Here is a 6,621-nt window from a genome sequence, read left to right as displayed (position 1 = left end):
TGATGTTCCAAAGCCTGCTTTGGTCGATGTACCGGGTATTTGGAGCGATTATCGGATCAACGGACGCCGGTTATCCAATCAAGGATATGCCACATACCGGATTGTCATACATTTGAGCGAAACGGACGCGCACCGGGCGTTGTCGCTGTATATGCCGAGCGTGGCGACGGCTTACCGGCTGTGGATCAATGGCAAGGAGGCGGCAGTTAACGGGGTTGTCGGTGAAAACAAAGAGCGAATGATCCCGCGTAATGTTGCCCAAATCGTTCCGATACGCGCGTCCGGCACTACGCTGGAGTTGGTTTTGCAAGTGTCCAATTTTGTCCAGCGCAAAGGCGGTCTGTGGCAAAATATCCAATTGGGTGAATCCGACCAGATCGCGCATGACCGGGAATTGCGGCTGACGACGACACTTGTTTTTTTTACCGGTTTGTTCGTGATGGGGCTCTACCATTTGTTCCTTTTTCTCCCCCGCCGCTCGGACCGCGGTCCGCTCTATTTTGCCTGTTTGTGCTTTTCGGTTGGAATCAGGGCGCTTTTTGTCGGCGATACGTACGCGGTTCATTTTTTCCCGGCGATACCGTGGGATTTGGCGACCAAGACGGAATATATTTCGGCGAATTCGGCCGCATTTTTCCTGATCGCTTTTATCCACTCGCAGTTCCCCCGAGAGTTGCCGCGTTTGCTGAGAAATTTGCTGCTTTCCGGCGAAGGCGTGTTTATCGGTTTTGTCGTCGTTTTTCCGGCGATCGTTTACACGAAAGCGATGATCGTTCAGGAATTGTTGCTCATAAGCGATTTGTCCGTTGTGATGGCCGTTTTGGCGTTGGCAATTGTACGAAAAAGGGAAGGCGCGTTGATCCACCTTTGCGGGTTGGTTATCATCTTTTTCGCCGTGTTGAACGATATTTTGATGTATGAACGGTTGATCCGGTCGGTTGACTTGTCGCCGCTTGGCATGTTTGCCTATCTGTTTGCGCAATCGGTCAATATCTCGCTGAAATTTTCCCGTTCTTTTGTCCGGATCGAGTCGCTGTCGGCGGAATTGCGGCGGGTCAATCTGACGCTCGAAGACAGTATACGTGAACGTACCGAAGAGCTTGTGCAAGCAAACGCGAACCTGAACGAAGCAAACGCCAGGCTGAAGCAAATCGAGGAATCGCGCCGCCGGCTGCTCGCGAATATCACGCACGATATGGGCAATCCGCTTGCCTCGTTGCGCGGTTATTTGCAAGTGATCGAAGACGGACTGGCGCGCCAGGATTCGGCAAAATATTTTCAAGTGATGCGGGATAAGGTGGAGTATCTGGATCACATGATTCAGGACCTCTTCGAATTGGCCCGTTTGGAGTCGCGGCAAATTCAGTTTCATTGCGAATCAGTCCGGCTTGTTACGTTTATTCGTCAGTTGTGCAATAAATACGAACTCGATTTGACCGCAAAAGGGATCGGGTTCATCTTCGCGCTTAACGAGTTAGAAGCTGCCGCGGCGATGAGCGACCCGCTTGTCCGCATCGATCCGAAGCGGATCGAGCAAGTGTTTGTGAATTTGCTGTATAATGCCGCCAAATTCACTCCGGCAGAAGGGACGATTACGGTTCAATGCGAGGCGGACGATGCCGGGGTAACCGTATCCGTCCGCGATACCGGGCCGGGCATTGCCGAAAGCGAGCTGCCGCATGTCTTTGAACGTTTCTATCGCGGCGAACTTCATGCCGAAGCGGGGGAAGGACTGGGGTTGGCGATTGCCAAGGAAATTATCGAAAGGCATGATGGAAAAATCGGTGTGGAAAGCGCGGTGGGGGCGGGCAGCACGTTTTATTTTCGTTTGCCCGTCCATCATCCGGAAGGAGAAATCGGGGCAAAGCGTACGGTTTGAAGGGAGGCGCCGCGGTTGGCTGAATTGAACGGAGCGAAAATATTGATCGTCGAAGACGATAACGATATTTGCGAAATCATTTCATTGTACTTGCGCAAGGAAGGCTGCGTTCCGACGATTGCCGGGTGCGGGCGGCAGGCGCTGGAATTTTTCCGCCGGGAAGGGCCCGATCTTGTCCTCCTGGACGTGACGCTGCCTGATATGACCGGGATGGAGTTTTGCCGGACGATCCGGGAATCCTCAGCCGTGCCGATTCTTTTTGTCAGCTACCACAAAGATGCCGATTATATTCTGAACGGGCTTGATGCGGGCGGCGACGATTATGTGACCAAGCCGTTTGATCCGCATATTTTGCTGGCCCGAATTAAGGCGTTGTTACGCCGTGTGGCGCGCTCCGAAATGCACACCGTCGATTTGCCGGGGCTGCAAATTGATTTTTCCGGCTGTATCGTGCGGGCAAACGGCGAGATTGTCAACCTGCCCGCCAAAGAATTGCAGTTGCTGCTCTATCTGGCCAAACATCCGAACCGCGTATTTAGTGTGGCGGAATTGTATGAGCGGATTTGGGGCTGGGAAAAGGAAAGCGGCGAATGGACCGTCATCGTGCATATCAGTAATCTGCGCAAAAAAATTGAAACCGACCCGGCGAACCCAACATACATAAAGACCGTGCGCGGATTCGGCTATAAATTCGAAATGAAGCGACAAAATTAACGCACTTTATCCAGACTTTATCTTTGTTTGCTACGATGAAATCCAAATGAGTGCAAGCAAGGAGCGAGTCGTGCGATGATGAGAAAAATAATACGATATTTGGCAGGCATTCTGGTTGCGCTGCAATTGGTCGCCTTCATTCCGCCCAAACCGGCGGAGGCGTTGCCCAATCCGCTCGATGCGGCAAACGAAATCGGCCGGCAAGTGCTGGATATGCTGCCGATTGACACGTATCGGGATTATGTCGAAAATATGATGCGAAGAACGAATCCGCTGGTGCGGGCAGGGAAAGATGCGCTGACGCATACGCGGGAAACGGCGAAATTTCTGGTTTGCGAAATGATGCATTACAGGAAGCTGCCGGACCGGTTGATCAAGGGAAATTTTGACGCGATCAATCCCCCGGATTGCCCGCTTCCGGAGTTTGCCGCCGGTATGCCAACCGTTCAGCAGAAGGAAAAAAGCGATCAGCTGGTGCAAATTTTGTCGACGGGCGACGCTTCGCAGGCGTTTGGCCTTTTGCAACTGGCGCCGGTTGATGTAAACTTCGGCTTTGATCTTCCCGGCGACGCGGGCAGAGTATGGGCGAAAAAGCAAGGCGCGCAAATCGGTATTTGTGTTTGGTTGCATCAGGGCGATGCCGCCGCATTGTTTGGCGTCTCCAACGAGGAGAACCTGTGCGGCGGAAAGGCGGACAACCTGCAAAATCAAGGCAATGTGCCGACCGCTTTCCTTGATGTGACGCTGGACGGATACGGGTACATTTATACCTCGTTGCCGCTGGCGTTGACCTCGCCCACTTTCTCGGCGGTCGGATACGCGCCGCTGGTCAACGACAAGTACTTCAAGTTTGAAATCGGCGCCTTAAAGAACGAGATGATCTCCGCGGAATTCTCCCTTGGTTTGGCGGCAACGTTCGATGCGGAAGTGACGTTGGAAGGCGAGGCTTCCGTCTCGCTTTCGATCGAAGTTTCGACCGGGCATGCGTCACGGCTCGTTAGCGGGATCACCAACCGGATGATGGGAGCGTTAAATTCGCTCGCCGATGAGGTTATCATAAACAACGGACGTGTTTCGTTGAAGCCGGAAGATGCCGCGACCGTCCTGATGGACGCATTGGATTTCGTCCGTTTATACAACGCCGGCGAACCGGGGGCGATCGGTTCGGTGACAATCGGCGCCGATCTGACCGGCTCGCTGGGAATCGGGGCGGCGGACACGGTCTGGCCGCTCGCCGCCGCAACCGGTGCGCTCAGCTGCCAATTCCCGGTCGATAGCCTTGTCAATCTATCGGGCGTAGTATTGCAAAGCTACCTGATAGCGGCAACGACAGTGGGCGGCAGCTTCCTGCAAATGAGCTCGGCCGCTTTGGCCGGACAACCCGGCAATGACATAGCCTTGACGGCGCAAACGGCACTCGACAATGCGTGGAACAACGAAGTCAAACCGGCGATCGAAGCTTCGCTCGGCGAAATGCTTGGCGATGCCTCGCTGGAAACGAAATTCACCGTAAATTTGCTTGGAACGGGTACCCCTGGCAGCCCCGCGGATACCCAAAGCTCGATTGAGATCTATACGTTCGGCGCCACGGTACCGCTTGGCACGGCTGTTAGCAATGCCTTTGATGCGACGTTCTGGACCGATGTCGCAAACGGTTTGATTGCGCTTTTCCCGCGTACGCTAAAAGAAAAAATGTACCAGGATATGACCCCGCCGACTTATGATGCCGACGCGTTCGGGGATGTCCCGGATGATACGATCATTACGGTAACGGCAGCGCCGCTTATCCCGGTTATTCAGGCTTATGCCGATTTTCCCGTGAGAGCGCTGATGGATTTGCTGGCCGTCGGGCTGGTCGGCACGGGCGATGTCATGGATGCCATCGTCGATTCTGCCGCTTCCGGTTCGCTGGCGCCGTTCGAAGCGCAAAACATCGTGAATACGTTGAACCAATTGCAAAAAGACGTGCGCGACGAGGTTGTGGTCGGGATGCGCACAGGGCTTGGCGCGAACGGTTCGATCGGCGTCGAGGCGGAGATGGAGATCGGCGTGGGCGCCTCTTTGTATGCGCATACCAATCTGGAAATGCTGCTGATGCTGGCGAGCGTCGGCGCGCTTGATGAGCCGGAAGCGGATGGGCATGCCGTTGTCGGGTTTGATGTTTCCGGCGATTTGGCGGCAGGCCTCAGCCTTGGCGAAGGCGTCGAGTTATCGGCAACCGGAGGATTGAGCACCAGCAAGACAATGATAAGTTTGGAATTATCGGAAATGGACGGCGCGCGGCCGCGGCATGTGCTTCATGTCCCCGAATCGGGCGACGCGTATTTGCAAAATTTGGCGGTCGGTCCCGGCCTGTCCTTGAAAGAGGCGTTCTCGCCGACCACATTTTATTACACTGCCGAAATCCCCTATGAGTATGACGCGCCCACTTTCGATGTGATTGCGACAACGAGCGATGCCGCGGCGCAATTGACGATCAGTGGAACGGCCCGCGTGAGCGGGGCGCCGACGCCCACAAACTTGAACCCGTCAGGCACCAACCTGGTAGAAATTAAAGTGACGTCGTCAGACGGTTCGCAAACGCAAACCTATTATATTGAAACGCAGCGCAAGTCGAATACGAAGCTGAAGTCGTTGAAGTTGGCAATCCCCGTAGGGCTTGGCTCTGAATACGTTTTTCCGATTGGCGCCGATACAACGTTCACCTATCAGGTGGATGAAGATGTAAACTATGTTGGCGTAACCGCGGAAACCGAAAATCCGTTTGCCGCCATGACTATCAACGGCGCCTCTACAAAAACGATGGGCCTTTTCCTGCTGCCGGGAGTCAACACTTATTCGATTGTCGTATCAGCGGTGGACGGGACTGTTTCAGGGGGCGTCAAGGAAAGCGCGTATACGCTGCAGATCGTTAGGAAGAAGTCTTCTGAAGCGATTTTGGAAAATTTGACGGTGGGCGGCAGCAATTATTTTTCCGGCATTCAATTTAGCCATCTCATCATGAATTACATGAAGAGAGTTCCGGCCAATGTGACCTCAATCGACGTAATCCCGGAAGCGCAATTAATGAAAGGCAGCACAATTACGGTCAACGGCAACCCTGTTACGAGCGGCAGTGCGTTCCGGGTTCCGCTCGCTTACGGCGATAACCAGATCCGGATCAAGGTGACGGCTGAAGACGAAGTGCAGACGAATGAATATCTCGTCATTGTTACGCGCATTCCCGTGCAGAAGTTAACGAGGCTGGACGTAACAGGCGGTGCCGTACTTAATCAGCCGTTCGATCCGAATAAGACGGTGCAGAAATTGAGAATCGTTAATAGCACTCAGCCTTTTCAGTTTGCGGGCACTTACGATCCGAATCCAAACATCATCGATCAGTTCATCCGTTGTTATGGCTCGGCTGATTTTACGGGCGGAGAATGGGGGAGCTTGCAGCCGAAAGCTAACTCAACTATTCCATTAGTGTATTGGCAGCAAATTCCCGAAGGGTACTGGAACCGGATGCCTTATTTGCTGATCATGCCGGATGCGAATGCTTCCACAAATGCCAATTTAAGCGGATTGCAATTATCGGATCCGGGCGGTGCGGTTTCTTTATCGCCGGCTTTCCAGAAGTCCGTGACCAATTACACGGCAACGGCCAACTGGCAGGATTTGCGAATCACCCCGACGCCGGAAGACCCAAGAGCCAGAGTGTTCGTCAATGGCGAATTTAACGATCAGGGAACCTACGATGTGAGATTGGTCGAAGGAATGAACGAAGTTTCCATTCTGGCCGTAGCCGAAGATGGGACGACCAAAACTTACAAAGTGATGGTCGATTACCGCGGTGCGGCGCATAACGCTGATCTGGCCAGCTTATCCTGCAACGGTTGCGCGACCAACATCCAAAATTTCAATCCCAACACGACTGCCTACACGGTGGATGTGCCGAATAACGCCGGTTCGATCACAATTTCAGCCAATGTTGCGCAATACGATGCGGAGAGACAAGCCGGCGCGTCGGTCGCAATTTTCGATTTTAC

General features: G+C 53.6%; 3 protein-coding genes. All 3 read left to right on the top strand.

All coding sequences use genetic code 11. The annotated features are described in order from the left end of the window. On the top strand, positions 1 to 1,879 hold a 1,879-nt coding region (locus tag VF260_07345; GenBank protein ID HEX7056998.1), incomplete at its 5' end, for a sensor histidine kinase. A 15-nt stretch (positions 1,880 to 1,894) separates the two neighbouring features. Then, complete coding sequence (locus tag VF260_07340; GenBank protein HEX7056997.1) at positions 1,895 to 2,593, top strand: response regulator transcription factor; 699 nt, start codon at positions 1,895 to 1,897, stop codon at positions 2,591 to 2,593. A gap of 75 nt (positions 2,594 to 2,668) precedes the next feature. Further along, the coding region (locus tag VF260_07335) for a cadherin-like beta sandwich domain-containing protein (protein ID HEX7056996.1) at positions 2,669 to 6,621 on the top strand (3,953 nt) is incomplete at its 3' end.

Source organism: Bacilli bacterium, assembly GCA_036381315.1.
Classification (GTDB): Bacteria; Bacillota; Bacilli; order Paenibacillales; family KCTC-25726; genus DASVDB01.
This window is presented reverse-complemented; position numbering and strand designations above follow the sequence as displayed.